The organism is Rhodococcus sp. IEGM 1241 (assembly GCF_033142365.1).
GTDB classification, from domain to species: domain Bacteria; phylum Actinomycetota; class Actinomycetes; order Mycobacteriales; family Mycobacteriaceae; genus Rhodococcus_F; species Rhodococcus_F erythropolis.
Window position 1 is genome coordinate 998,263 of sequence record NZ_JAWLSE010000002.1, and the last position, 21,040, is coordinate 1,019,302.

At 63.5% G+C, this 21,040-nt stretch carries 21 protein-coding genes; 15 read left to right on the forward strand and 6 right to left on the reverse strand.

Translation table 11 applies throughout. The features are described 5' to 3' along the window. The first annotated feature begins 76 nt into the window (after positions 1-76). The gene (locus R4P70_RS14425; protein ID WP_064113961.1) at positions 77-1,084 is read left to right on the forward strand and encodes an LLM class flavin-dependent oxidoreductase; all 1,008 of its coding nucleotides are present in this window, start codon (positions 77-79) and stop codon (positions 1,082-1,084) included. A 13-nt stretch (positions 1,085-1,097) separates the two neighbouring features. Here R4P70_RS14425 and R4P70_RS14430 read toward each other — a convergent pair whose 3' ends face one another. Next, positions 1,098-1,595 carry a SixA phosphatase family protein gene (locus R4P70_RS14430; protein WP_214923631.1) on the reverse strand — a complete coding sequence of 166 codons (498 nt, stop codon included), beginning with the start codon at positions 1,593-1,595 and terminating at the stop codon, positions 1,098-1,100. 73 nt (positions 1,596-1,668) lie between these two features. Here R4P70_RS14430 and R4P70_RS14435 point away from each other — a divergent pair, with 73 nt between their 5' ends. Beyond that, a complete protein-coding gene (locus R4P70_RS14435; protein ID WP_003941897.1) occupies positions 1,669-1,869 on the forward strand; it encodes a hypothetical protein in 201 nt (66 codons plus the stop codon). Here the strand turns inward: R4P70_RS14435 and R4P70_RS14440 are convergent. After that, on the reverse strand, positions 1,866-2,624 hold the full coding sequence (locus tag R4P70_RS14440) for an acyl-[acyl-carrier-protein] thioesterase (RefSeq protein WP_007728423.1): 759 nt from the start codon (positions 2,622-2,624) through the stop codon (positions 1,866-1,868). The genes R4P70_RS14435 and R4P70_RS14440 overlap by 4 nt on opposite strands. A 44-nt stretch (positions 2,625-2,668) precedes the next feature. Beyond that, positions 2,669-3,658 carry an NAD(P)-dependent alcohol dehydrogenase gene (locus tag R4P70_RS14445; RefSeq protein WP_007728421.1) on the reverse strand — a complete coding sequence of 330 codons (990 nt, stop codon included), beginning with the start codon at positions 3,656-3,658 and terminating at the stop codon, positions 2,669-2,671. A gap of 65 nt (positions 3,659-3,723) precedes the next feature. Between R4P70_RS14445 and R4P70_RS14450 the strand changes: the two genes are divergently transcribed. The 7 genes from R4P70_RS14450 (at position 3,724) to R4P70_RS14480 (ending at position 10,223) form a co-directional block, all read left to right on the forward strand. Next, on the forward strand, positions 3,724-4,380 hold the full coding sequence (locus R4P70_RS14450) for a TetR/AcrR family transcriptional regulator (RefSeq protein WP_039972951.1): 657 nt from the start codon (positions 3,724-3,726) through the stop codon (positions 4,378-4,380). Between the two features lie 79 nt (positions 4,381-4,459). Continuing rightward, the gene (locus R4P70_RS14455; protein ID WP_076948842.1) at positions 4,460-5,425 is read left to right on the forward strand and encodes an NADPH:quinone oxidoreductase family protein; all 966 of its coding nucleotides are present in this window, start codon (positions 4,460-4,462) and stop codon (positions 5,423-5,425) included. Between the two features lie 89 nt (positions 5,426-5,514). Beyond that, positions 5,515-5,985 carry a MarR family winged helix-turn-helix transcriptional regulator gene (locus tag R4P70_RS14460; RefSeq protein ID WP_003941890.1) on the forward strand — a complete coding sequence of 157 codons (471 nt, stop codon included), beginning with the start codon at positions 5,515-5,517 and terminating at the stop codon, positions 5,983-5,985. After that, positions 5,982-7,514: a DHA2 family efflux MFS transporter permease subunit gene (locus R4P70_RS14465; protein WP_003942006.1), complete on the forward strand. Its 1,533-nt coding sequence runs from the start codon at positions 5,982-5,984 to the stop codon at positions 7,512-7,514. Before R4P70_RS14460 ends, R4P70_RS14465 begins: the two co-directional genes overlap by 4 nt. 147 nt (positions 7,515-7,661) lie before the next feature. Beyond that, positions 7,662-8,756 carry an LLM class flavin-dependent oxidoreductase gene (locus R4P70_RS14470; protein WP_054187847.1) on the forward strand — a complete coding sequence of 365 codons (1,095 nt, stop codon included), beginning with the start codon at positions 7,662-7,664 and terminating at the stop codon, positions 8,754-8,756. Next, positions 8,743-9,216 (forward strand): MarR family winged helix-turn-helix transcriptional regulator, encoded by a 474-nt coding sequence (locus tag R4P70_RS14475; RefSeq protein ID WP_007728410.1) that lies wholly within the window; start codon positions 8,743-8,745, stop codon positions 9,214-9,216. The genes R4P70_RS14470 and R4P70_RS14475 overlap by 14 nt, the downstream gene beginning before the upstream one ends. 20 nt (positions 9,217-9,236) lie before the next feature. Continuing rightward, complete coding sequence (locus tag R4P70_RS14480) at positions 9,237-10,223, forward strand: pirin family protein (protein ID WP_039972959.1); 987 nt, start codon at positions 9,237-9,239, stop codon at positions 10,221-10,223. A 40-nt stretch (positions 10,224-10,263) separates the two neighbouring features. Here R4P70_RS14480 and R4P70_RS14485 read toward each other — a convergent pair whose 3' ends face one another. From R4P70_RS14485 to R4P70_RS14495, 3 genes are read right to left on the reverse strand one after another with little or no spacing between them, the layout of a single operon-like run. Beyond that, complete coding sequence (locus tag R4P70_RS14485; protein ID WP_003941993.1) at positions 10,264-10,791, reverse strand: gamma carbonic anhydrase family protein; 528 nt, start codon at positions 10,789-10,791, stop codon at positions 10,264-10,266. A 44-nt stretch (positions 10,792-10,835) separates the two neighbouring features. Continuing rightward, complete coding sequence (locus tag R4P70_RS14490) at positions 10,836-11,696, reverse strand: EamA family transporter (protein ID WP_076948841.1); 861 nt, start codon at positions 11,694-11,696, stop codon at positions 10,836-10,838. Continuing rightward, complete coding sequence (locus tag R4P70_RS14495; RefSeq protein WP_047268912.1) at positions 11,693-12,493, reverse strand: crotonase/enoyl-CoA hydratase family protein; 801 nt, start codon at positions 12,491-12,493, stop codon at positions 11,693-11,695. The genes R4P70_RS14490 and R4P70_RS14495 overlap by 4 nt, the downstream gene beginning before the upstream one ends. 109 nt (positions 12,494-12,602) lie before the next feature. Here R4P70_RS14495 and R4P70_RS14500 point away from each other — a divergent pair, with 109 nt between their 5' ends. The 6 genes from R4P70_RS14500 to R4P70_RS14525 are packed head-to-tail and all read left to right on the forward strand — an operon-like array spanning position 12,603 to position 21,036. Further along, positions 12,603-13,424: a TIGR03084 family metal-binding protein gene (locus R4P70_RS14500; protein ID WP_003941918.1), complete on the forward strand. Its 822-nt coding sequence runs from the start codon at positions 12,603-12,605 to the stop codon at positions 13,422-13,424. Further along, positions 13,421-15,142: an acyclic terpene utilization AtuA family protein gene (locus R4P70_RS14505; protein ID WP_047268913.1), complete on the forward strand. Its 1,722-nt coding sequence runs from the start codon at positions 13,421-13,423 to the stop codon at positions 15,140-15,142. Before R4P70_RS14500 ends, R4P70_RS14505 begins: the two co-directional genes overlap by 4 nt. Then, a complete protein-coding gene (locus R4P70_RS14510; protein ID WP_042921024.1) occupies positions 15,139-16,287 on the forward strand; it encodes an acyl-CoA dehydrogenase family protein in 1,149 nt (382 codons plus the stop codon). The genes R4P70_RS14505 and R4P70_RS14510 overlap by 4 nt, the downstream gene beginning before the upstream one ends. Continuing rightward, positions 16,284-17,882 (forward strand): acyl-CoA carboxylase subunit beta, encoded by a 1,599-nt coding sequence (locus R4P70_RS14515; RefSeq protein ID WP_042921023.1) that lies wholly within the window; start codon positions 16,284-16,286, stop codon positions 17,880-17,882. The genes R4P70_RS14510 and R4P70_RS14515 overlap by 4 nt, the downstream gene beginning before the upstream one ends. Positions 17,883-17,890: 8 nt before the next feature. Next, positions 17,891-19,876: an acetyl/propionyl/methylcrotonyl-CoA carboxylase subunit alpha gene (locus R4P70_RS14520; protein ID WP_193595479.1), complete on the forward strand. Its 1,986-nt coding sequence runs from the start codon at positions 17,891-17,893 to the stop codon at positions 19,874-19,876. Next, the gene (locus R4P70_RS14525; RefSeq protein ID WP_003942033.1) at positions 19,876-21,036 is read left to right on the forward strand and encodes an acyl-CoA dehydrogenase family protein; all 1,161 of its coding nucleotides are present in this window, start codon (positions 19,876-19,878) and stop codon (positions 21,034-21,036) included. Before R4P70_RS14520 ends, R4P70_RS14525 begins: the two co-directional genes overlap by 1 nt. Positions 21,037-21,040: the final 4 nt, after the last annotated feature.

Below are 21,040 nucleotides of genomic sequence, written 5' to 3' on the forward strand. Positions count from 1 at the left end.
ATGTGATGGTGAATTCCGGCGACAGGTCCAGTGTTGCGGGTATTGCGGTCAGAAACGGTCCTCATTAGGCGTCCGGATGAAACTTTCCGAATTCCTTGTTGCTCCGAGGGTGCTTCTCTCACTGCTCGACCGATCCCGAACCCGGAGCGGATACCCCGACTCCGCAGCTCTGACGCATTCCGTCGAACGTGCCGCGCACGCCGACGCTCTCGGCTACCACCGGTTCTGGGTCGCCGAGCATCACGCGGTGCCCGGGATCGGGAGCGGGTCGCCGGCAGTACTGCTTGCCGCGATCGGCGCGCATACGCGCGATATCAGACTCGGCAGCGGTGGGGTCATGCTGCCGAATCACCAACCGCTGATCGTCGCCGAGCAGTTCCTGATGCTGGAGGCTCTCTACCCGGGGCGAATCGATCTCGGCCTCGGCCGATCGCTGGGATTCACGGAGCCCGTACGTCAGGCACTACGACGCAGCAAGGACGCTCCGGACACGTTTGTGTCGGACCTGGACGAGGTGAGGCGTTATCTGGACGGATCCGCGGCAGTGACGGCACGGCCGGCGTCGCAGACTGGAGTCCCGATCTTCGTGCTGGCGACGCGCACAGGTCTGAAAGTGGCAGCGCAACTGGGGCTTCCGGTGGTCGTGGGTGGGCCGATACTCGGAATTGGGAGCACCGACCGGGTGGAGGCATTGGACGAGTACCGCCGAGCTTTCCGGGCCACCGACGCTCATCCCGAACCCTATGTGGTGGTTTCTCTCGAAGTGGCGGTTGCCGATTCCACCGACGCGGCGCGTGAGTTGCTGATCCCGGAGGCATACGCGCTCGCAGAATCGTCACGGACAGGGGAGTTTCCGCCGCTCGCGTCGCTGGACGAGATCAGGCGTGCTCCGCGCAGTGATCGAAACGCCAGGCGGATCGAGTCGTTCATGGCGTCGGCGCTGCACGGCACACCCGTCGAGGTGAAACAGCAACTTCACGATCTCGCCGAACGGACCGGTGCCGACGAAGTGTTGGCGTCGACATCGACGTACGACCGTGACGCGCTTGCACTTTCGGACCGCCTACTGCGTGAGGTGGTTTAGCAGTGTGGTTGATCTAACGAGGCACGTGAAACTCGAGCAGAGTGGCGACGGAGTCGTCGAGTTCGGTCCACGGCACCGGTACGGAGAGGACGGCGATCGCCGAAGTCGGGAACTTGTCGCGGATACGTTGGGCCGCTTCGGAGTTTTCGTTCGATGCGAGATCGAGTGCAGTCCAGGGAATTCCGGGTTCGTGTCCGACGATCAGGAGCGTCTTGACGTGGTCGGACGTGGTTCGCGCAGCTGCAATGACGTCTGCGGGTGAGCCGCCGTAGATGGACTTCTCGAACCCGGCGGGAGCTTCGATTCCCGTCGAGGCAAGGGTTTCGACGGTCCGCCGGGAGGTGGAGCACAGAACGGCGTCGACGGGCGGGACGTTTTTACGGATCCATTCGCCGCCGATGCGGGCCTCGCGCAGGCCCCGTTCGGCGAGCGGACGCTCGTGATCACGGATGCCCTCGGGGTAGCTGGACTTGCCGTGTCGCATGAGGACGAGGGTGCGGTGGTCGGCCATGCGTTCACGGTATCCGCTTTGTGCCCGTCAGTCCGGTTACTCTGGATGGTCAGGACCTTGAAGGAGGTTTTCGATGGCCGGTAAGAAGCTCGATCGAACTAATGCCCGAACTGCACTCGAGGTGGTACGAGAAAGCCCCACCATCGCTTTCATCACTGTTGCCCCGGCAGTGGTCGTGTTCGGCGTGGTGTGGTGGCTCTTCGGTTTCTGGGCCGCGATTCTTCTTGCGTTGGTGTTCGGTGTCGCGGCTGTCGCGACCCAGAAACTGCGTTAGAGGGCGCTCACCTGCGCAACTGCGCGGAGCGCTTCGCCGACCAGGAACCAGACCGTGACGGTCTTGTCGTCGACGCGGCTGCGCAGGACGACGTCGTCGCTGGAGACGATGGGGGAGAGGTACTCGATCAGTGCTCGATGCGGAACTGTCCGTAGTTCGGTGCGAGCGCTGAGGACCTCTTCGACTGCCTGCCAGTAGACGGCGTTGTTGACGTGGTCGAACGGGTCGATATCCGTGGCGCGCAGAGCGAACGGCGTGTCCAGAACACCGGCGTCGTCCGCCTCCGGTGCGTTCTCGGCGAGGACTCGCTTCCACTTCAGGCGATGCTCGTCGGTGGATTCCTCCAGTGGCCGCATGAAGTCGTCACTCATCCGCGTGGGCATGCCCGACTCGGCGCTGATGTTGATCCAGAAGCCTTCGGTTTCCATCAGCGCGCCGTTGCTGCCGTCGAAGCGCACACGCATGTTCGCCCATCTCGTGGAGAAGCCGGAGCACCAGCGAGTCATCGTCAACTCTTCCGGCCAGATCGCCGGGCGTACGACGTCGACGACCGTACGACGCACTATCCAGAGCGGATGGGTGTCGATGGCTCCCGCGGCCTCGATGTTGTCGTTGCCGATGTCCTGCAGGTAGCGGGCGACGGCGTCGAGCCTGACCTGCTTGGCGACGTCGATGTCGCCGGTGCGGACCGGGCGGGACTTGACGAAGATCGGTCCTCGGTCCGGCTGTTGCGCGAGCGTGAGATCTGGGTTCACGTGAGATTCCTGTTCGCTGGAGTGAGCCGATTCTGTCAGGCTTTTCAGCGAGTGGCGATTATCTGCTTTCCGCAGCCGGAGCCGTCGACCATTCGTGCCACGGCGACGGCGGTGTCGGCAAGGGGATGAACGGAGTCGATCACCGGGGTGATGTCACCTGCGTCGATCATCTGCGTCAGGACCTCCAGATCGTCGGCGTTCTCCGAAGCGATGAAGGTGCCCATTTTCTGAGATATGAACGGAGACAAGCACTGTGCGCGTATTTGGCGATCGGTTCCGCCGAGCCACCGTCCGCCGTTCTCGCCGCCGACGATCACCAGCGTTCCAGTGCGTGTGAGCGCCCGTCGAAGATCTCGCAGTCGGCGGTTGCCGCCGGTGTCGATGATGACGTCGTACCGATGCGATCCGTCGGTGGCGTCGTCGACGCGGTAGTCGAGAACCTCGTCGGCACCGATGGAGCGGACGGTATCGGTTTTCGAGGTGCTGCACACGCCGGTGACGTGAGCGCCCATGGCTTTTGCCACCTGCACCGCGTAAATCCCGACGCCACCGGATGCGCCGAGTACGAGGACGGATTGGCCCGCCTGCACGCGGCCGTGGTCGCGCACGGCTTGCAACGCTGTGAGGGCGGAGACCGGCACCGCTGCTGCTTGTGCGAACGACAACCGGGCAGGTTTTGCGGCAATCTTCGTCTCGAGTGCGCGTGCGTACTCCGCGAACGAACCGACCGCGATCCCGTATACCTCCTGGCCGACTGCCACGCGGGTCACCGAACTGCCGACGGCCTCGACTCGGCCGGATACGTCCAGTCCGCGTACCCGGTTCCTAGGTCTGCGCAGCCCGAAACCCGCGAGGCGCAACGGATATGGCAGTCCGGCCATGAGATGCCATGCCCCGCGGTCGACGGACGCGGCCTCGACGCGTATCAGCACTTCGTTGTCGGCGACAGTGGGGCGCGGAATGTGGTCGACGTAGAGAACGTCGGCCTCGCCGTAGCGATCCTGTACGACGGCGGTCATCAGTTCCTTCGGCATGCGAGTCTCCGTTCGTCGAATACTTACAGCGTAAGTATTGCACTTACGGTGTAAGTTCTGTCAACGTGGAGAAGCGCGCAAGATTGACCCGAGACGACGTCGTACACGCTGCTGTCGCGCTTGCCGATTCCGTCGGAATCGATTCGATGACCATGCGGAAGCTGGGCACCGAACTGGGCGTCGAAGCGATGTCTCTGTACAACCATGTTTCGGACAAAGGGGATCTGCTCGACGGAATGGTCGATGCGGTCTTCGCGGAGATCGATCTGCCGACGCCGGGACGCCCGTGGCGCACGGAACTTCACGTGCGAGCGGTATCGACAAGGGAAGTGTTGGGGAGGCACCCGTGGGCAACTCCGTTGATGGAGTCCCGAACGACGCCTGGTCCCGCGACCCTGCGCCACCACGATGCCGTCATCGGAACGCTACGCGCCGCCGACTTTCCCGTCGCCCTTGCTGCGCATGCCTTTTCGATCATGGATGCGTACATCTACGGCTTCGTGCTGCAAGAAGTGAGCTTGCCGTTCGAAACAGCGCAGGAAACGACGGAACTGGCGAAGGCGATCATGGGCTCGTTCGAGAGCGGTCAGTATCCGCACCTGGCCGAGTTGACCACCAAGCACGTCCTTGCTCCGGGATACAGCTACGCCGCCGAATTCGCTTTCGGTCTCGATCTGATTCTCGACGGACTCGAACGTCTGCACATCGGGAGCGAACGATGATCTGACGTGAGTACCGGGTTAAAGTCGAGAAAACCGGGTTACCGGTCCAGACTTCAGATGTCCCGAAGAGGAGCTTTCTGTGCGCGCCATGGTGGTTACGGAACTGTCCGGTCCCGAAGGAATTGTCGCGCAGGAGGTTCCCGAGCCCGCAGCCGAAGGTCTTGTTCTCATCGATGTGAAGGCAAGTGGCGTCTGCTTTCCGGACCTGCTCATCACCTACGGCAAGTATCAGATCCGCCCGGAACCGCCGTTCATTCCCGGCGCGGAGATCTCGGGCGTCGTGGTCTCCGCGCCGGAAGGGTCGGGTTTCGCTCCGGGCGATCGTGTTCTCGCGGCCGCGTATCTGGGTGGGTATGCAGAGCGGATTGCCGTCAACCCGGCGCAGGTACTCCGAATTCCGGACGGACTCGCCTTCGACGAGGCGGCCTCGCTGATCATCAACTATCAGACGATGGAGTTCGCGCTCGCTCGTCGCGCGAAGATCGTCGCGGGGGAGACTGTCGTCGTGCTGGGCGCTGCAGGCGGAGTCGGAACGGCAACCATCCAGCTGGCCAAGGCGCACGGTGCCCGGGTGATCGCCGTGGTACGACGCGAGGGCGTCGATGACTTCTTGCGTGAGCTCGGTGCCGACGAGGTGGTCGCGCTGGCTCCGGGATGGGGAGAGCGGATTCGGGAACTGACCGACGGCGTCGGCGCTCAGATCGTGGTGGATCCGGTGGGCGGCGATGCGTTCGACGACGCGGTCCGGGTTCTGGCACCAGAAGGACGACTCGTGGTGATCGGATTCGCCGGCGGCGGTATTCCCGAGGTAAAGGTGAACCGGGTGCTGTTTCGCAATATCAGCATTGTCGGCGCGGCATGGGGTGAGTTCACGCGTACCAATCCCGAGGCGGTAGCCGAGGTACACGCATCGCTGGTAGAACACGTCCTAAACGGCTTGCGTCCGCTGGTCAAGGCACGGTATCCGCTTGCCGACGCAGCAGTTGCCCTGGCTGATCTCGAAAGCGGCAAAGTTCTCGGAAAGGCCATCTTGCTGCAGGAATGATTCTTCGCAACGTGATGGTGGTCACCAAATAATAAGTTGCAACATGTTTTCATTTGGGCAATAGTTGCAACCGCACTACCATTTGCCAGGTGATCGCTTCCGATTCTGATGACCTGTATGGAGCACTCGACGAGTTGTTCACTCGCCTGATGAGCGCCGGTGATTCGGAGTCGATCGATGCGTTGATCGAACTGGATCTCTCGTTCTCTCAGGTGCGTGTGCTGTTCGTACTTGCACAACGTGATGCGGCGATCCCGATCAACGAGGTTGCCGACGAGCTTCGGCTCTCGGTGGCAGCTACGGGGCGGAACATCGATCAGCTCGTGAATATGGGTCTGGTCGATCGCCGTGAAGACGAGCGGGACCGACGCGTCAAGCGGGTTTCCTTGTCGGAGGCCGGTCGTAAGGTGACGACCAACCACATCGAGTGCAAGCGCGGCCAGCTTCGCGAATTCGCGTCGCGTGTTCCTGAGCCAGAGCGGATTCGTTTGTTCGAGGCTCTCAAGCCCATTCTCGCGGGTGACTATCTGCGAGCACTTAACCAGGAGACTTCGCGATGACATCGCCGAACGCGCCGGCACCGGCGTCCGACAAACTTGACGGGGCGGTCCTCAAGATCGCTTCCGTGGTGGTGCTCGGCGCCATCATGTCGATTCTCGACGTAACCGTGGTGAGCGTCGCGCTCACCACCTTTGCCGAGGACTTCGAAACTTCGTACGCCACCGTCGCGTGGACGATGACGGCCTACACCCTCGCTTTGGCGACGGTCATTCCGGTTACCGGTTGGGCTGCCGACCGTTTCGGCACCAAGCGCCTGTACATGACGGCCCTGGTGCTGTTCGTACTCGGTTCGGTCGCTTGTGCGATGGCGTGGGACATCACCTCGCTCATCGGCTTCCGCGTGCTCCAGGGTCTCGGCGGCGGCATGTTGATGCCGCTCGGTATGACGATCATGACCCGGGCCGCCGGTCCGGACCGCGTCGGTCGCGTCATGGCAGTTCTCGGTATCCCGATGCTGCTCGGCCCCATCGGTGGCCCGATCCTCGGTGGTTGGCTGATCGAGGCCGCGAGCTGGCACTGGATCTTCCTGATCAACCTGCCGATCGGCATCATCGCGTTGGCAGCAGCATTCATCATTCTGCCGTCCGACAAGGCGAAGCCTTCGGAGTCGTTCGACTTCCTCGGCATGATCCTGCTGTCGCCCGGCCTGGCGCTGTTCCTGTTCGGTGTGTCGTCCATCCCTGAGGTGGGAACCGTCGCGTCCGCTCGGGTTCTGGTGTCGGCCGGTATCGGTCTGGCGCTGATCATCGCCTTCGTGTTCCACGCGCTCAACAAGGATCACCCGCTGATCGACCTGCACCTGTTCAAGAACCGTCAGTTGACCACCGCCGTCATCACGACGTCGCTGTTCATCGTCGCCTTCATGGGCGCCGGGTTGCTGTTCCCGAGCTACTTCATCCAGGTCGGCGGTCACACCACGCTCGCGGCCGGATTGTTGATGGCTCCGCAGGGTCTGGGCGCTATGGTCACCATGCCGATCGCTGGTCGACTGGTCGACAAGATCGGCCCGGGCAAGATCGTCCTGACCGGTTTGCCGCTGATTCTCATCGGTTTGGGTGTGTTCACACAGGTTGCCTCGGATTCCCCGACGTGGCTGCTGATGGGCGCCTTGTTCGTCATGGGCCTCGGTATGGGTTGCACCATGATGCCGCTGATGACCGCAGCTATCGTGACGCTCTCCAACGAGCAGATTGCTCGCGGCTCCACCCTGATGAACATCGTTCAGCAGACCGCAGGTTCGATCGGTACCGCCGTGATGTCGGTGGTCTTGACCAACCAGCTTCTCGATCGTGGCCTCGACACGACGATGGTCGGTGCGGCCTCGCACATTCCGACCGAACCGGGAAGTCCGCAGGAGTCTGCTGCGAATTCGATTCTCAGTGCGGCGTCGGATGCCTTCGGTAACACCTTCCTCGTTGCCACTGTGCTTATCGTCCTGACCCTCATCCCGGCGTTCTTCCTGCCGCGGAGCAAGACCACCAGGCCGGTGGCCGAGGGCGAGACGGCAACGCCGATCGTTATGCACTGACCGCTTTTCGGTAGATCGTTCGTCCAGGTGAGGGCGGCACACATCTTGTGTGCCGCCCTCACCTTTTTGCCGTGGAATACAGCTGGATGGTTGAATGTTTGATCAGTTACATGCAAACGCATGGATCTAGTTCGCGGAGGAGCAACCATGCAGTTCGGAATCTTCACGGTCGGTGACGTCACCACTGATCCCACGACGGGTAAGACCCCGACAGAGCACGAGCGCATCAAGGCCATGACGACCATCGCCAAGCACGCCGAGGAAGTCGGTCTCGACGTCTTCGCGACCGGCGAGCATCACAACAAGCCGTTCGTGCCGTCATCTCCGACCACGATGCTCGGATACATCGCGGCCCAGACCGAGAAGATCACGCTCTCCACGTCCACGACGCTGATCACCACCAACGACCCGGTGAAGATCGCCGAGGATTACGCGATGCTTCAACACCTCGCCGAGGGGCGCGTCGACCTGATGATGGGACGCGGAAACACCGCGCCTGTGTACCCGTGGTTCGGCAAGGACATTCGCGCCGGTATCCCGTTGGCGCTCGAGAACTATCAACTTCTTCGCCGGCTCTGGGACGAGGAGGTCGTGAACTGGCAAGGGGAGTACCGCACTCCACTCCAGGGATTCACGTCCACCCCGCGCCCGCTGGACGGCGTCGCGCCGTTCGTGTGGCACGGCTCGATCCGCAGCCCCGAGATCGCGGAGATCGCGGCGTATCACGGCGACGGATTCTTCGCGAACAACATCTTCTGGCCGAAAGAGCACTACATCGAGCTGATCAATCTTTACCGCCGGCGTTACGAGCATTACGGCCACGGGTCCGCGGATCAGGCGATCGTCGGTCTCGGTGGTCAGGTCTTCATGCGCAAGAACAGTCAGGACGCGGTCAAGGAATTCCGTCCGTATTTCGACAATGCTCCGGTGTACGGCCACGGGCCCTCACTCGAAGAGTTCACCGAGCAGACGCCGCTGACCGTCGGTTCCCCTGAACAGGTCATCGAGAAGACGTTGGCGTTTGCCGATTTCTTCGGTGACTACCAGCGCCAGCTGTTCCTGATGGATCACGCCGGACTGCCGCTGAAGACGGTGCTCGAGCAGCTCGATCTGCTCGGTGAGGAAGTTGTTCCGGTTCTGCGCCGTGAGTTCGCGGCCAGGCGGCCAGCACATGTGCCGGACAACCCGCCCACTCACGCGTCGATGAAGGCGGCTCGTGAGGCAAGCAGTGTCACTGCCTGACGAGCAACCGCCTGAGGTTCCGGTCAGCACCACCGAACTCGCCACCGACGCCTGGGAAGCCTTGTTTCGCGCCCAGGTGTCGGTGATGCGGCGGCTCTCTGCCGACGACGTCTGGGATCAGGTGTCGATGCGCGAGTACGACGTGCTGTTCACGCTGAGTCTTGCGCCGAGTAGTTCCCTTCGCCTGCATGACCTGAATCGGGAGATATTGCTGAGCCAGCCTTCGCTCAGTCGCCTGGTGGAACGGTTGGAGGGCGAAGGTCTGGTAACGAGAAGTGTTGATCCACAGGATCGCCGCGGGACGATCGTGCAACTCACCGAAACGGGTGCAGCGCTGCAGAAATCAGTGGGTCGCCGTCATGCGGCGAGCATTCGCCGCCACGTCGGACCGGCCCTGGACGCGGATGAACTTCGACTGTTGGCCGAATTGTGCACGCGTCTGCGTCTCGCGCAGTCATGACTGGAGGCAGGATGGACGATATGAGCAACCTCGAAGCGCAGCCCGTCGAGCAGGAATGCGAAGGCCATCCGGCGGAGAGCGAGATTCAGATCCTCACCCCGCGCGACGTACCGCTCGGTGGCCCGCGGGCCATGCGAGTGCGACGCACCCTCCCGCAACGCGAGCGTTCGCTGATCGGGGGATGGTGTTTTGCAGATCATTACGGTCCGGATGACGTCGGCTCAGGACCGGGCATGCATGTGCCGCCGCATCCGCATACCGGTTTGCAGACGGTGAGTTGGCTGTTCACCGGAGAGATCGAGCACCGTGACAGCATCGGTTCCCATGCGATGGTACGGCCGGGTGAACTGAATCTGATGACGGCCGGGAGTGGGATCGCGCACTCCGAGGTGTCGACGCCGAATACGAAGGTTCTGCACGGGATGCAGTTGTGGGTGGCGCTGCCGGATGCGGCGCGCGATACCGCACCCGCGTTCGTTCACTATCGACCGGAGCCGGTGACCACCGATGGTGTCACGCTCAGTGTGTTCCTCGGTTCGCTCGCCGGTGAAACGTCTCCGGTGTCTACCTTCACCGAATTACTCGGTGCCGAGGTGATTCTCGATCCTGGGGCCGAGATCGCCCTCGATGTCGATCGTTCACATGAGCACGGCGTGATCGTCGATCAAGGATCGGTTGTTCTGCGTGGTACCACTGTCGGCTGGGCCGAGTTGGGTTATCAAGCACCGGGTTTCGGAAAACTGACTTTGCGCAATCCGGGATCCGAACCGGCTCGACTGCTACTTCTCGGCGGGAAACCGTTGGGCGAGCAGGTCATCATGTGGTGGAACTTCATGGGCCGTACACACGAAGAGATCGTCGAGTATCGACGCAAGTGGCAGGCCGAGCTTGCCTCCGGATTCGACGGCAGCGTCCCGGACCGGCGTTTCGGCGTCGTGCCGGGATACGACGGTCCGGCGCTCCCGGCACCCGAGTTGCCGAACAGCACGTTGCGGCCCCGAGGCTAGTCGTTGCTCTTGCTGCTACCGGCCGCGAGCGTCGTTTCGATCAGGCTTGTTCGATGTCCTGGTGAGCCTTCGCGAGCATGATGTAGCCGGCGCCGTTGGCGGTGATACCGGCCTTTTCGCCTTCGGAGAGTTCACGTTTGACCTTGGCGGGCACGCCGGCGACCAGTGATCCAGGCGGGATTTGCATCCCCTGAGACACGACGGCGCCGGCTGCAATCAGTGACCCCGAGCCGATGTGTGCGCCGTTGAGCACCACGGCACCCATGCCGACGAGAACGTCGTCTTCGACGGTGCACCCGTGCAGCACTGCGTTGTGGCCGACCGAGATTCGTTCGCCCAGCACTGCGGGGAACGTCGGGTCGGCGTGCACGGTGCAGTTGTCCTGAATGTTGGTGTCAGCGCCGATGGAGATCGATTCTGCGTCGCCGCGGATGACCGCGCCGTACCAGATGCTGGCTCCCGCAGCGATGGTCACCGCGCCGACAACGGTGGCGTTGGGTGCGATGAACGCACTTTCGTCGATCTGCGGGGTGTTACCGAGAACGGTGGCGATTATCGGGTTGGTCATGGTTCTCCTGTGCGTTGGAATGACGTGCTCTGACGGTACCTGGACTACTTCGCTGTGGGTTTTCGATTCATGACGACTGTGCCGACGCCCGCGGCCACCACCAGTGCGATGGCCACGAGTGCGAACGCGTCGAGCGTTTGCCCGATCACGAGGACTCCGGCCAGTGCGGCCGCTGCGGGTTCGAGGGCGATGAGGACGGCAAAGACTTTCTTGGCTAGAGAGCGCAGCGCCCACATTTCCAAGCTGTACGGGATGACGGACGAGAGGACGGCGACGGCTGCGCCTGCGGCGAGCATCGTCGGATCCAGCAGTTCACTTCCGCCCGAGACGACGCCGAAGGGCAGCGTCAATACGGCCGCGACGATGCTTGCGCCTGCCAACCCGTCGGCGCTCGGGAGCGTCGCGGCCAGGTGGGAACCGGCCACGATGTATCCGGCCCACGCAGTAGCGGCGATCAACGCGAACATCACCCCGATCGGGTCCAAACCGGATTCGCCGTGATCGCCCAACCCGAGCAGCAACACTCCGCCGAAGGCGAGCAGCACCCATGCTCCGTCGGCCCACCGACGAGACAGAACTGCGGCCAGGGTGAGCGGTCCGAGGAACTCGATGGTGACGGCCGTTCCGATGGGCACCGTGTCGAGGGCGAGGTAGAAGGCGCCGTTCATCACGGCGAGGGCGATGCCCAGCGCGAAGATGCCTTTGCGCTGCCGGTTCGACCATCTGCTCCATCGCGGGCGGACGATGACGCCGAGGATGATCGCGGCGATCGTCAGCCGCAGCGTCGTGGCTCCGGCCGGCCCGATCTGCGAGAACAGTGTCGTCGCGAATGCCGCTCCGAACTGGAGCGACAGTATCGACGTGAGGACTGCTCCGACCGGCAGTAGTTGACTGCCGGCCTTCATTCTCCGGTGAACTCGGGACTTCGACGCTCGAGCATCGCGGCGACGGCTTCGTGGTGATCTCGGGTGTGGTGGGCGATCGACTGCATGGCGGCCGAGAGTTCGAGCAAGCTCTCGAGGCTCTGGTGCTGGCCCTCGCGGAGGAGCTTTTTGGTCATGCGGAGTACCTGCGGGGGATTGGCGGCTACTCGAGCTGCCAAAGCGTGCGCAGCGGAAAGCAATTCTTCGGGCTCGGTCACCTGCGAGACCAGACCCCAGTCGAGTGCCTTCGCAGCATCGATCGGTTCACCGGTGAACGCCATCTCGGCCGCGCGGGCGTTGCCGATCGCGCGGGGGAGCAGCCACGCTCCGCCGTCGCCGGGAATGAGTCCTACCTTGACGAAACTCTCGGCGAAGACTGCGGCGGTCGAGGCGATGCGGAGGTCGCACATGAGTGAGAGGTCGCAGCCCGCTCCGATGGCCGGGCCGTTGACCGCCGCGATGGTCGGCACCTCACACGTGTACAGCGCGAGCGGGATGCGTTGGATGCCGTGCCGGTAGCCCTGGCGGATCTCGCCGGGTGCGCCACCGAACATGCCCTCCTTGTCTCGCATGTGCTTGACGTTGCCGCCGGAGGAGAAGGCCGATCCGGCCCCCGTCAGAATGACCGTGCGCACACTCTGATCTCGGTTGACCGCGGTGACTGCGTCTTCGAGGGCCTCGATCATGTCGATCTCGGAGATCGCATTGCGGGTGTCCGGGCGATTGAGGGTCCACGTGACCACATCGCCGGTTCGCGAGATCAGTACGGCGTCGCTCATGGGTGCTCCTGGTTGTCGATGGCAGTTGAGCTCAGTCTCTCACCACAGGATTTCGCAATAACAATCATTCGTGCTTGATTTTTATGGATGTGAGTGTGATGCTGGTCGCATGGCCGAACTTCAGACGTTCATCGATGACTTGCGGGCCGAAGGCGAGAGCCTCGACGCCCTGGTTGCGGATCTGCCCGAGGAGAAGTGGGCGACAATGACGCCTGCGGAAGGGTGGACCATCGCACATCAGATCGGGCACCTGCACTGGACGGACAGTGCAGCGATCCTGGCGATCACCGACCCGGACGGGTTCGCGGAGCAGTTGAAGGCGGCGTTCGTGAACCCGGCAGGGTTTGTCGACGACGGTGCTGCCGAACAGGCGGCCCGCCAGCCGGCGGAGTTGCTCGCCGATTGGCGAGCGGGGCGCACCGCTCTCGTCGAGGCGCTCACCGCCGCCCCGGCCGGAACCAAGTTCCCCTGGTACGGCCCGCCCATGGGCGGTGTCTCCATGGCTACCGCGCGACTGATGGAGACGTGGGCGCACGGGCAGGACGTTGCCGACGCACTCGGCGTCGAACGCGCTCCGACGGCGCGCATCAAGAACATCGCTCACCTGGGTGTGCGGACGCGAAACTTCGCGTACTCGGTCAACGAGAAGACGCCGCCCGCCGACGATTTCCGGGTTGAGTTGACCGCGCCGGACGGGTCGCTCTGGACCTGGGGGCCGGAAGATGCGCCGCAGAAGGTCACCGGGCCGGCGTTGGACTTCTGCTTGCTGGTCACCCAGCGTGCCAATCGCGCCGATCTCGATCTGGTCGCCGTGGGTGCCGATGCGGACGAGTGGCTCGGGTTCGCGCAGGCCTTTGCCGGACCCAGCGGTGAGGGACGAGCCGCCGTCGGATCCAGCGGTGAGGGACGAGCATCGAAGGTGGGCAAATGAGTTCGGTACGGATCGGTAACTGCTCCGGGTTCTACGGCGACCGCGTCTCGGCGATGCGCGAGATGCTCGAGGGCGGCGAACTCGACTACCTGACCGGCGACTACCTGGCCGAACTGACGATGTTGATCCTCGGGCGGGATCGGATGAAGGACCCGTCGCTCGGCTACGCGAAGACGTTCCTGCGGCAGGTGGAGGACACGCTCGGCCTTGCGCTCGACAAGGGGGTGAAGATCGTCGCGAATGCAGGCGGTCTCAATCCCGCCGGACTGGCCGACGCGTTGCGCGAGGTCAACACCAAGCTGGGGTTGAACGCGAAGATCGCCCACGTCGAGGGCGACGATTTGATCTCTCGGGCAGACGAACTCGGACTCGGCTCCCCACTGACGGCCAATGCGTACCTCGGCGCCTGGGGCATCGTCGAAGCATTGTCGGCCGACGCCGATGTCGTGGTCACCGGACGGGTCACCGATGCGTCGGTGATCGTCGGTCCGGCCGCTCACCATTTCGGTTGGAAGCGAGATGATTTCGATCAGCTTGCCGGTGCTGTCGCGGCGGGCCACGTCATCGAGTGCGGAACCCAGGCCACCGGCGGCAACTACGCGTTCTTCACAGAGATTCCCAATCTGGGCCGGCCTGGCTTCCCGATCGCCGAGATCAACGCGGACGGAACCTCGGTCATCACCAAGCACGCCGGAACGGACGGCGAGGTGAGCGTCGGCACGGTGACGGCGCAGCTGCTGTACGAGATCACCGGTGGACGCTATGCAGGCCCGGACGTGACGACCCGCATCGACAACGCAGTGCTCACCCAGGAAGGCCCGGACCGGGTGTTGATCAGCGGCGTCACGGGCGAGGCTCCGCCGCCGCAGTACAAGGTCTCCCTGAACACGCTGGCCGGGTTCCGTAACGAGGCCACCTTCATCCTCACGGGTCTCGACATCGAGGCCAAGGCCGATCTGGCGAAGACTCAGCTCGAATCCTGGCTGACGAAGAAGCCCGCCGAACTGGTCTGGACTCTCGCTCGCACGGATCATCCGGATTCCGACACCGAGGAAACCGCGAGTGCGTTGCTGCGCTGCGTGGTTCGCGATTCCGACCCCAAGGTGATCGGTCGCCCTTTCTCCGCGGTTGCGGTGGAAATGGCACTTGCCAGCTACCCCGGCTTCTCGCTGACGGCTCCGCCGAGCAACGGCCAACCGTACGGAGTGTTCACCCCCGGCTACGTCGACGCGGGATCGGTGCCGCACGTGGCCGTACTGCCGGACGGCACGCGCGTGGACATCGCTCCGTCCACGTTGACGCAGGACCTCGAACCCGTCGGCGAACCGGAGCGTCCGGAGCCGTTGCCGCCACAGACGTCGCTTTCAGTACCACTCGGCACGATCGCCGGTGCCCGTAGCGGCGACAAGGGCGGAAATGCCAACGTCGGCGTCTGGGTTCGCACGGACGATCAGTGGAAGTGGTTGGCGCACACACTGACCGTCGAGATGCTCAAGGAACTGCTACCGGAAGCAGCAGACCTGAACGTCACTCGCTACCAGCTTCCGCACCTTCGTGCCGTCAACTTCGTGATCGAGGGAATTCTCGGTCAGGGCGTCGCCTCGCAGGCGCGGTTCGATCCGCAGGCCAAGGGAATTGGTGAATGGCTGCGTTCGCGCCACATCGACATCCCGATTTCGCTACTCCCCGTAACTGACGAGAAAGAGGATTCACGGTGACCGTGTGGACCACACCGGAAAGGCTTGCGCTTCGCGAGACCGTACGCGGATTCGTGAACCAGGAGATTCTGCCGCATCTGACGCAGTGGGAGCGAGACGGCGAGATTCCGCGCGAATTGCACCGCAAGGCAGGCGCTCTCGGACTCCTCGGGGCCAGCGCACCCGAATCGGCCGGTGGTGAGGGCGGCGACGCCGTCGACTCCATCGTGATCTGTGAGGAGATGCATCAGGCAGGTGCATCGGGCGGGCTGTTCGCATCGCTCTTCACCTGCGGCATCGCGGTGCCGCACCTGATCGCGGCCGGCGACGAGGCGCAGATCGAGAAGTGGGTCAAGCCGACCCTGCGCGGCGACAAGATCGGCTCGCTCGCCATCACCGAACCCGGCGGTGGCAGCGACGTCGGCCACCTGACGACAACGGCCAAGCGCGACGGTGATCACTACGTCGTAAACGGGGCCAAGACGTTCATCACCTCTGGTGTTCGCGCCGACTTCGTTGTCACCGCCGTCCGCACCGGTGGCCCTGGTGCGGGTGGTGTCTCACTGCTCGTGATCGAGAAGGGCACACCGGGATTCACCGTCTCGCGCAAACTCGAGAAGATGGGCTGGCGCGCATCCGATACCGCGGAACTGTCCTTTGTCGACGCTCGGGTTCCGGTGGAGAATCTGGTTGGCGCAGAGAACAGCGGCTTCGCACAGATCGCCCAGGCATTTGTTTCCGAACGTGTCGCTCTCGCCGCGCAGGCGTATGCCAGTGCAGAGCGTTGCCTGGAGCTGACCCTCGAATGGTGTCGCGCCCGCGAGACTTTCGGTCGCCCCCTGATCAGCCGGCAGGCCGTGCAGAACACCGTCACCGAGATGGCCCGCAAGATCGACGTCGCCAAGGTGTACACGCACTCGGTGATCGAACGGCACATGGCCGGTGACGGCGATCTGATCGCCGAGGTGTGCTTCGCCAAGAACACGGCAGTCGAGACGGGCGAATGGGTTGCGAACCAAGCCGTTCAGCTGTTCGGCGGCCTCGGATACATGCAGGAAAGCGAAGTGGAGAGGCAGTACCGGGACATGCGAATTCTGGGAATCGGTGGCGGAACCACCGAAATCCTCACCGGCCTCGCGGCCAAGCGATTGGGGTATCAGTCATGAGTGTCATCCGGTCAACACTGGACACCAATTCCGAGGTGTACAAGACCGCAACTTCGACCATGAACACCAAGCTCGCCGAGATCGAGGTCGAGCACGCCAAGGCGTTGGCGGGTGGCGGCGAGAAGTACACCGAGCGGCACCACAAGCGGGGAAAGCTCCTGGCACGCGAGCGGATCGAACTCCTGCTCGATCAGGATTCACCGTTCCTCGAACTGTGTCCCCTCGCTGCGTGGGGGAGTGACTTCCCGGTCGGCGCCAGCACTGTGGTCGGTATCGGCGTCGTCGAAGGTGTCGAATGCCTGATCGTCGCCAACGATCCCACCGTGCGCGGCGGCACCAGCAATCCGTGGACGCTGCGTAAGGGATTCCGGGCCAACGACATCGCCATGCAGAACCGCCTCCCGGTGATCTCCCTCGTAGAGTCCGGTGGCGCAGACTTGCCGACGCAGAAAGAGGTGTTCATCCCGGGCGGGCGTATGTTCCGTGACCTCACTCAGCTGTCCGCAGCCGGAATCCCCACCATTGCACTGGTCTTCGGTAACTCGACGGCCGGCGGTGCGTACATCCCGGGCATGTCCGACCACGTCGTGATGATCAAGGAACGCTCCAAGGTGTTCCTCGCAGGCCCGCCGCTGGTCAAGATGGCCACCGGTGAGGAATCCGACGACGAGGCACTCGGCGGCGCCGAAATGCACGCTCGCAAGTCCGGGTTGGCCGACTACTTCGCCGCCGACGAGCAGGACGCGATCCGCATCGGGCGCTCGATCGTCAAGCGGCTCAACTGGACCAAGAAGGGGCCGGCGCCGCGCGCGGAGATCATCGAACCGCTCGAGGATCCGGAAGAGTTGCTCGGCATCGTTCCGGCCGACCTTAAGATCCCGTTCGATCCGCGTGAGGTCATCGCCCGTATCGTCGACGGTTCCGACTTCGACGAGTTCAAGCCGCTCTACGGTTCCTCCCTCGTGACCGGGTGGGCCGAGCTCAACGGCTACCCGATCGGCATCCTGGCGAACGCACGTGGAGTGCTCTTCAGTGAGGAATCACAGAAGGCCACGCAGTTCATCCAGCTCGCCAATCGTTCCAACACGCCGTTGCTGTTCCTGCACAACACCACCGGGTACATGGTGGGTAAGGAATACGAGGAGGGCGGCATGATCAAGCACGGATCGATGATGATCAATGCGGTTGCCAACTCCAAGGTTCCGCACATCTCGATCCTGCTCGGAGCGTCCTACGGCGCCGGTCACTACGGTATGTGCGGACGCGCGTTCGATCCGCGGTTCCTCTTTGCGTGGCCCAGTTCCAAGTCCGCCGTCATGGGCGGTGCGCAGCTCGCCGGCGTCATCTCCATCGTGGGACGCGCTGCTGCCGAGGCGCGCGGCCAGGTATTCGACGAGCAGGCCGATGCCGGCATGCGCGCGATGATCGAGAACCAGATCGAGGCCGAGTCACTCCCGATGTTCCTGTCGGGTCGTCTGTACGACGACGGCGTCATCGATCCCCGAGACACCCGCACCGTGGTGGGAATGTGCCTGTCGGCCATCGCCACCGCCCCGATCGAAGGCACCGACAACTTCGGCGTCTTCCGTATGTGAGGCACGCCGTGACAATCACTTCAGTACTGGTCGCCAATCGTGGCGAAATCGCCCGCCGTGTCTTTGCAACCTGCCGCAAGAACGGAATCGGCACGGTCGCGGTATTTTCCGACGCAGATGCCGACAGCCCGCACGTCGCCGAAGCCGATGCTTCGGTTCGCCTGCCGGGTAACACGCCCGCCGAGACCTACTTGCGGGGTGAGCTCGTCATCGCCGCCGCCAAGGCTTCGGGCGCCGACGCGATTCACCCCGGATACGGATTCCTCTCCGAGAACGCGGAGTTCGCGCGCAGCGTCATCGACGCGGGACTGACGTGGATCGGCCCGCCCGTCGAATCCATCGAGCTCATGGGGTCGAAGGTCGAGTCCAAGAAGATCATGGACGCCGCCGGAGTGCCGGTGCTCTCCGAACTCGATCCCGCCGCGGTGACCGAGGCTCATCTGCCGGTGCTGATCAAGGCGTCGGCGGGCGGCGGCGGACGCGGAATGCGTGTCGTTCGTGAATTGTCGGCGCTGGACGGCGAACTGGAAGCGGCGCGGCGTGAGGCGCAGTCCGCTTTCGGCGACCCGACAGTCTTCTGTGAGCGGTACCTCGAGACCGGTCGGCACATCGAGGTTCAGGTCATGGCCGACCGCCACGGTGCGGTGTGGGCGGTGGGGGAGCGCGAGTGCTCGATCCAGCGTCGGCATCAGAAGGTGGTCGAAGAGGCACCGTCGCCGCTCGTGCAACGCATCCCCGCCATGCGCGACAAGCTGTTCGACGCCTCGCGGCTCGCCGCCAACGCCATCGGTTACGAAGGCGCAGGAACCGTTGAATTCCTGGCTGACGAAAAAGGCGACTTCTTCTTCCTGGAAATGAACACGCGTTTGCAGGTGGAGCATCCGGTCACCGAGTGCACCACTGGACTCGATCTGGTGGAACTCCAATTGCAGGTCGCTTCAGGTGAAGCACTTCCGGACGAACAGCCGGAGATCCGGGGGCATTCGATCGAAGTGCGCCTGTACGCCGAGGACCCCGCCAAGAACTGGCAGCCGCAGAGCGGAACCGTCCACCACATCGAGTTGCCCGGTGACCCGCAAGAATTCAGTGTTCTGCGTGAGCAGGGCGTTCGCCTCGACTCCGGCGTCGTCGACGGCAGTGTTGTCGGCGTCCACTACGACCCGATGTTGGCCAAGGTCATCTCGTACGCGCCGACGCGGACCGCAGCTGCCCGGCTGCTCGCATCGACGCTGGCGCGCACCAGGATTCACGGCCTGCGCACCAACCGCGACCTGCTCGTCAACGTCCTGGCCCACCCCGCCTTCATTGCCGGAGACACCGACACTGCCTTCTTCGAGACTCACGACCTCGAGAAGCTGTCTACGCCCTTGGCCGATACCGCCGCCGAAAGACTCTCGGCGCTGGCGGCGGCACTTGCCGATGCCGCGCACAACCGGGCGTCGGCCCGCGTCATCGGCCGCTTGCCCAGCGGGTGGCGCAACCTCCCGTCGCAGCCGCAGAGCAAGAGCTATTCCACTGCGTCGGGCGACTACGACGTCCGCTACTCCCTGAGCCGAAGCGGCGTGCTGAGTGCAGAAGGCTTCGACGACGTGCGCCTGGTATCGGCAACTGCGACCCGGGTAGTGCTCGAGCAGAGCGGAGTACAGCGCTCGTTCGACGTTGCGGCCTACGGGAGTGAGATTTTTGTCGACTCCTCGCTCGGACCCGTCGCGTTGACGGCAGCACCGCGCTTCGTGGATCCGTCGGCAGAAGTCGCCGCCGGTTCGTTGCTCGCTCCGATGCCGGGATCGGTCATCCGCCTCGGTGCCGCACTCGGTGACACCGTCACCGCCGGCCAGCCGATTCTGTGGCTGGAGGCCATGAAGATGGAACACACCGTCACCGCGCCGACTGCCGGTGTCCTGGTGGAACTTCCGGTCGCCGTCGGCCAGCAGGTCGAGGTCGGATCGGTACTCGCACGTGTGGAAGAACCCGCTACAGAAGAGGAAGCATGATGAGTTTCATCGAAACCGAAGAGCAGAAGGAACTGCGGGCATCCGTTTCCAAACTGGGTGAGCGCTTCAACTACGTCGACTACGTGCTGCCCAAGGCGCGAAAGGGGGAGCCGCTCACCGAATTGTGGAACGAGGCGGGCAAACTCGGATTCCTGGGCGTCAACCTGCCTGAGGAATACGGCGGCGGCGGTGCAGGCATCTACGAACTCGCGCTGGTGCAGGAGGAATTGGCGGCGCAGGGTGCCGGTCTGCTCCTGGTTGTCGTATCCCCGGCCATCTGCGGCACCATCATCGGCAAGTACGGCACGGCGGAGCAGAAGCAGCAGTGGCTACCCAGCCTCGCCGACGGCTCCAAGATCATGGCGTTCGGAATCACCGAGGCCGACGCTGGTTCCAACTCTCATCAGATCACCACGACGGCACGCAGGGATGGCGACGACTGGATCCTGAGCGGCAACAAGATCTACATCTCGGGTGTCGATCAGGCTGACGCGGTCCTCGTCGTTGCGCGGACCGAGGACTCCAAGACGGGCAAGCTCAAGCCTGCTCTGTTCATCGTCCCCACGGATTCTCCCGGATTCGTGAAGACGCAGATGGAGATGGACATCATCGAGCCGGACCACCAGTTCATCCTCTTCCTCGACGACGTCCGTCTGCCGGCCGACGCTCTGGTCGGCGAAGCCGATGCCGCCTTGATGCAGTTGTTCGCCGGCCTCAACCCCGAGCGCATCCTGGGTGCGTCGATGGCCATCGGCATGGGCCGTTACGCCCTGAACGCCGCAGTGAAGTTCGCCAACGAGCGCACGGTGTGGAAGACGCCGATCGGTGCGCACCAAGGTATTTCGCATCCACTCGCGCAGGTGAAGATCGAACTCGAGCTCGCCAAGCTGATGATGCAGAAGGCCGCGGTGCTCTACGACAGCGGTGACGATTTCGGTGCTGCCGAAGCCGCGAACATGGCAAAGTACGCCGCCGCCGAAGCCAGCATCAAGGCGCTCGATCAGGCGATCCAGACGCATGGCGGCGCAGGACTGACGAAGGAATACGGACTGGCCGCCATGCTCGGTGCGGCTCGTATCGCCCGCGTCGCGCCGGTGAGCCGCGAGATGATCCTCAACTTCGTCTCACAGCATTCCCTCGGTCTGCCACGGTCCTACTAGGAAG

What these genes read in the sequence shown, in the direction of transcription:
- R4P70_RS14445 (WP_007728421.1), bottom strand. Translation starts at nt 3,658, where the DNA reads ATGCCGAAGGAACTGATGACCGCCGTCGTACAGGATCGCTACGGCGAG.
- R4P70_RS14495 (WP_047268912.1), bottom strand. Translation starts at nt 12,493, where the DNA reads ATGAGCGACGCCGTACTGATCTCGCGAACCGGCGATGTGGTCACGTGG.
- R4P70_RS14505 (WP_047268913.1), top strand. Translation starts at nt 13,421, where the DNA reads ATGAGTTCGGTACGGATCGGTAACTGCTCCGGGTTCTACGGCGACCGC.
- R4P70_RS14465 (WP_003942006.1), top strand. Translation starts at nt 5,982, where the DNA reads ATGACATCGCCGAACGCGCCGGCACCGGCGTCCGACAAACTTGACGGG.
- R4P70_RS14490 (WP_076948841.1), bottom strand. Translation starts at nt 11,696, where the DNA reads ATGAAGGCCGGCAGTCAACTACTGCCGGTCGGAGCAGTCCTCACGTCG.
- R4P70_RS14430 (WP_214923631.1), bottom strand. Translation starts at nt 1,595, where the DNA reads ATGGCCGACCACCGCACCCTCGTCCTCATGCGACACGGCAAGTCCAGC.
- R4P70_RS14500 (WP_003941918.1), top strand. Translation starts at nt 12,603, where the DNA reads ATGGCCGAACTTCAGACGTTCATCGATGACTTGCGGGCCGAAGGCGAG.
- R4P70_RS14515 (WP_042921023.1), top strand. Translation starts at nt 16,284, where the DNA reads ATGAGTGTCATCCGGTCAACACTGGACACCAATTCCGAGGTGTACAAG.
- R4P70_RS14470 (WP_054187847.1), top strand. Translation starts at nt 7,662, where the DNA reads ATGCAGTTCGGAATCTTCACGGTCGGTGACGTCACCACTGATCCCACG.
- R4P70_RS14485 (WP_003941993.1), bottom strand. Translation starts at nt 10,791, where the DNA reads ATGACCAACCCGATAATCGCCACCGTTCTCGGTAACACCCCGCAGATC.
- R4P70_RS14525 (WP_003942033.1), top strand. Translation starts at nt 19,876, where the DNA reads ATGAGTTTCATCGAAACCGAAGAGCAGAAGGAACTGCGGGCATCCGTT.
- R4P70_RS14480 (WP_039972959.1), top strand. Translation starts at nt 9,237, where the DNA reads ATGAGCAACCTCGAAGCGCAGCCCGTCGAGCAGGAATGCGAAGGCCAT.
- R4P70_RS14425 (WP_064113961.1), top strand. Translation starts at nt 77, where the DNA reads ATGAAACTTTCCGAATTCCTTGTTGCTCCGAGGGTGCTTCTCTCACTG.
- R4P70_RS14435 (WP_003941897.1), top strand. Translation starts at nt 1,669, where the DNA reads ATGGCCGGTAAGAAGCTCGATCGAACTAATGCCCGAACTGCACTCGAG.